General features: G+C 53.5%; 4 protein-coding genes. All 4 read left to right on the forward strand.

Annotated features, from left to right (window positions below; translation table 11 throughout):
* Window positions 1–39: 39 nt before the first annotated feature.
* Window positions 40–810: an SDR family oxidoreductase gene (locus tag B3K89_RS12560; protein WP_345907489.1), complete on the forward strand. Its 771-nt coding sequence runs from the start codon at window positions 40–42 to the stop codon at window positions 808–810.
* 70 nt (window positions 811–880) lie between these two features.
* Window positions 881–1,573: a response regulator transcription factor gene (locus B3K89_RS12565; protein ID WP_293894092.1), complete on the forward strand. Its 693-nt coding sequence runs from the start codon at window positions 881–883 to the stop codon at window positions 1,571–1,573.
* Window position 1,574: 1 nt separating this feature from the next.
* Window positions 1,575–2,909, forward strand: coding sequence for a sensor histidine kinase (locus B3K89_RS12570; RefSeq protein ID WP_293894089.1), 1,335 nt, complete (start codon window positions 1,575–1,577; stop codon window positions 2,907–2,909).
* Between the two features lie 84 nt (window positions 2,910–2,993).
* Window positions 2,994–3,308 carry a hypothetical protein gene (locus tag B3K89_RS12575; protein ID WP_345907490.1) on the forward strand — a complete coding sequence of 105 codons (315 nt, stop codon included), beginning with the start codon at window positions 2,994–2,996 and terminating at the stop codon, window positions 3,306–3,308.
* The last annotated feature ends 74 nt before the right edge of the window (window positions 3,309–3,382 follow it).

The raw sequence follows: 3,382 nt of genomic DNA on the forward strand, positions 1-3,382 counted from the left end.
ATAACTTGTAAACTCACGCTAGAGGTAGGGGAGGCTCGTATGGATACACAGAAATTCGGTGCACATCTCGAGGGGAAAGTGGTTGTCGTCACTGGTGCAAGCAAGGGTATCGGGAGGGGTTTGGCCCGAATAATCGCAGCCGAAGGAGCCATCGTAGCCCTTGCCGCACGTGACACCGAAGCACTGGCGGAAGTGAAAGAGACGATTCTGGGCGAAGGGGGAATGGCCTATGTGTATTCCTTGGACCTCAGGCGGGTTGAGTCCATCCGCTCCTGTTTTGAACGCATTGAATCGGAACTGGGGTCGATGGATGTACTGGTCAACAATGCCGGCATGGGAAACCCCATTCCCGCTGAGCAGATCACCGAGGAGGATTGGGACTGGATGATGGACCTCAATCTCAAGGGAACCTTCTTCTGCTGCCAGGAAGCCGGCAGGCGAATGCTCAAGCAGGGCAAGGGCCGGATTGTAAATATCTCCAGCCAAGCCTCTGTTGTAGCCATTCCCCACGAGGCTGTCTACTGCGCATCCAAAGGCGGTTTGAACATGCTGACCAAAACCTTGGCCGTCGAGTGGTCGGGCAGGGGTGTTACCGTCAATGCCGTGGGACCGACCTTTGTTTATACACCGGGAACAGCCGAGCGTTTGGACGATTCCTTGTTTCTTGATTCGGTCCTTTCCAAGATTCCCCGTGGCAGGGTGGCCACCATCGAGGATGTTGCTTCGGCTGTTCTCTATCTGGCAAGCGATCATGCGGATATGGTCACTGGAACACTCCTGCTGGTGGACGGCGGCTGGACAGCCGTGTGAATGGTGGAGAATAGGTAAAGAATTCTCTGTTTCTCTTGAGTTGGCATACAGGCAGTTGTACCATCGAAGCATGATATATGTTGTAGAGGACAATCCTTCCATCAGGCAGATCATCAAGGCCTACCTCGAATTGGCTGACTTTCAGGTAGTTGAGTTTGAAGGCGTGAGCAAAGTTGTGGAAAGCCTTGAATTCAAGCACCCCAGGCTGTGCATCCTTGATGTCATGCTCGGGGACGGCAACGGCTTTGAGCTGGCAAAGCAAATCCATCAATACGACCCGTCCATTCCCTTCCTGTTTCTTACCGCCAGGGAGTCGGAAAGTGATCGAATAACCGGGCTTGAACTCGGAGGAGAGGATTATATTGTAAAACCCTTCTCCGCCAAAGAGCTGGTTCTTCGAGTGCAAGCCATCCTCAGACGGGTTGAGCAACCTCATGGTGAAAAGCCAACCTCCCTGACGTGGGAAAAGGATGGCCATACCTTGACAGTCGATGAGAAGAAGCATGAGGTATTGGTGGATGATACACCTGTTTCCTTGACAGCTCTTGAGTGGAAGCTGCTCTCCTACCTTGCAAGCAATGCACCGCTTCTGATCAAGCGTGAGCGGTTGCTTGGACAGTGCCTGGGCTATACGCACGATGGAAGTGATCGAACGATCAACACCCACATGAAGAACCTCAGGGCAAAACTAGGGTCTATCGAGTGGATCCAAACGGTGAGAGGCTTCGGATACTCATTCAGCGGGACCAAGAAGGAGCGCTAGGATGCATAAACCCTTTTCTCTGGCTGCCCTGAATTTGGCGTTGGTTATCCTCAGCCTCTTGATTTTCGCCCTGGTTCTCTCACTGTTTCTCTCCTTCGGTCTGGATGCAGTCCAAGACTCATGGCATGCGAAGGAAGAGGCTTCGTTGAATTCCTATATCGTTACGCAACTGCTAGAGGCACCGCAGCCTGTTTCCCCAGAGACTGCCTCCTCTCTCTTCAGCTCTTTGCCCTACGCCCCCACGTACCTCTATGTCTCCGACAGCCTCGGCCAGTTGCTCTATTCATACCACAAGGCTGAACGGGGCGCAGGCAGGGGCAGGGGTTTGCAGTACGGCTTGGTGGAGAATCTGCAATGGCGGGAGGTCAGGTCCTCCAGTGATGAGCTGCTCTACCGATATGCGGTACACCTGCCGACGTTTGCCGAAATCGAAGGAAATGCCTCCCTGCTCGCTGCCGCCAAGCGTATCCTTATCTGGGCGCTCTTGATTGCTATGGCTGTGTCGACACTGTTGGCGTTCTTGTTTCTCAAGCCGCTGAAAAAACAGAGCCGTCTCCTTGCCCAAGCCTTGGACCGTATGGCGGGAGGAGAGCGTACCGTGGTTGTGGACGGCAAGCATATTGTGGAGTTCGATGTGATCGCGAATGCCGCCAGGACGCTGCAGGATACCCTGAAGAGTGAAGAGAGCCTGCGCCGTCAGTGGGCCGAGGATATTGCCCATGATCTGAGAACCCCGGTTGCAGTCCTTTCGGGCCAGCTGGAGGCATTGCAGGACAACGTATTGCCTTTCAACCAGGAGCGCTTGTCCTTGTTGCAGCAGGAAACAGTGAGATTGTGGTCCTTGATCAACAGCCTGGCCTTATTGACCAAGCTTGAATCACCGGATCTGGTGGTTCATGGAAGTGACATTCATTTGGAGCCGTTTCTTCGCATGCTTGTCCAGCGTTTTGAGGCGGATGCTGCAAAACGCGGCATGCAGATTGTAATTCCCGAGGGGGATGCATTGCTGCAAGCCGATCATCAACTGTTCACGCGTGCAATGGAGAACCTCCTCAGTAACGCAATCAAATATGGATTGGAGAACAGCCTGATACAAATCCGGTACACCACCGACGAAAACCAACGTGCCGAGAGTCTGGCCATAGAAAATGAGGGAATCATTGAACCGGCATTTCTTCCCCGCCTTTTCGATCGTCTCAGCAGGGGCGAGGCTGGGAGGAGGAGTGACGGATCGGGGCTCGGCCTGTCCATCGTCAAGGCCATCGCCCAGGCTCATCACTGGTCGATCGATGTAGAAAGCAATGAGAAAACCTGTTTTACCTTTCGCTTTACCTAATCTTTACCCACCGTTGAAACAGACTGGATATTGGGGTGCGACCATAGAGTCAAGAACAACAAACAAATTGACTGGAGGTCAACGATGAACAAGAAACGAATTCTAATGGTGCTGCTGCTTTTGGTAGTAGTCGCAGCAATCACATTTGCAGCTCCGATGCAGAGAAGCACGAGAGCTTCAGCAGTCCAGGCTCGTCCTGTACAGATGGCTCAGCAGGCTGTACAGCAGAGACAGATGCTTCAGGATTGCGTCCTGGAGGATGGTGAGATTCCCGAAGAGCTTAAGGCCCTCGTTGAGGAACGCAGAGCAGAAGCCCAAGCGAGGCAGACTGCAAACCGTGCCGATCAGGTCGGCGGGCAGATGCGCCAGGGAGCAAGAGGCAAGAGCGGCAGGCGGTAGTCACTACCGCGCATGGTACAAGGGGAGAACGGGAGACCGTTCTCCTTTTCTTAGTGCGCTCGGTATGAGCAATT

The organism is Sphaerochaeta sp. UBA5849, assembly GCA_002432715.1.
GTDB lineage: Bacteria > Spirochaetota > Spirochaetia > Sphaerochaetales > Sphaerochaetaceae > Sphaerochaeta.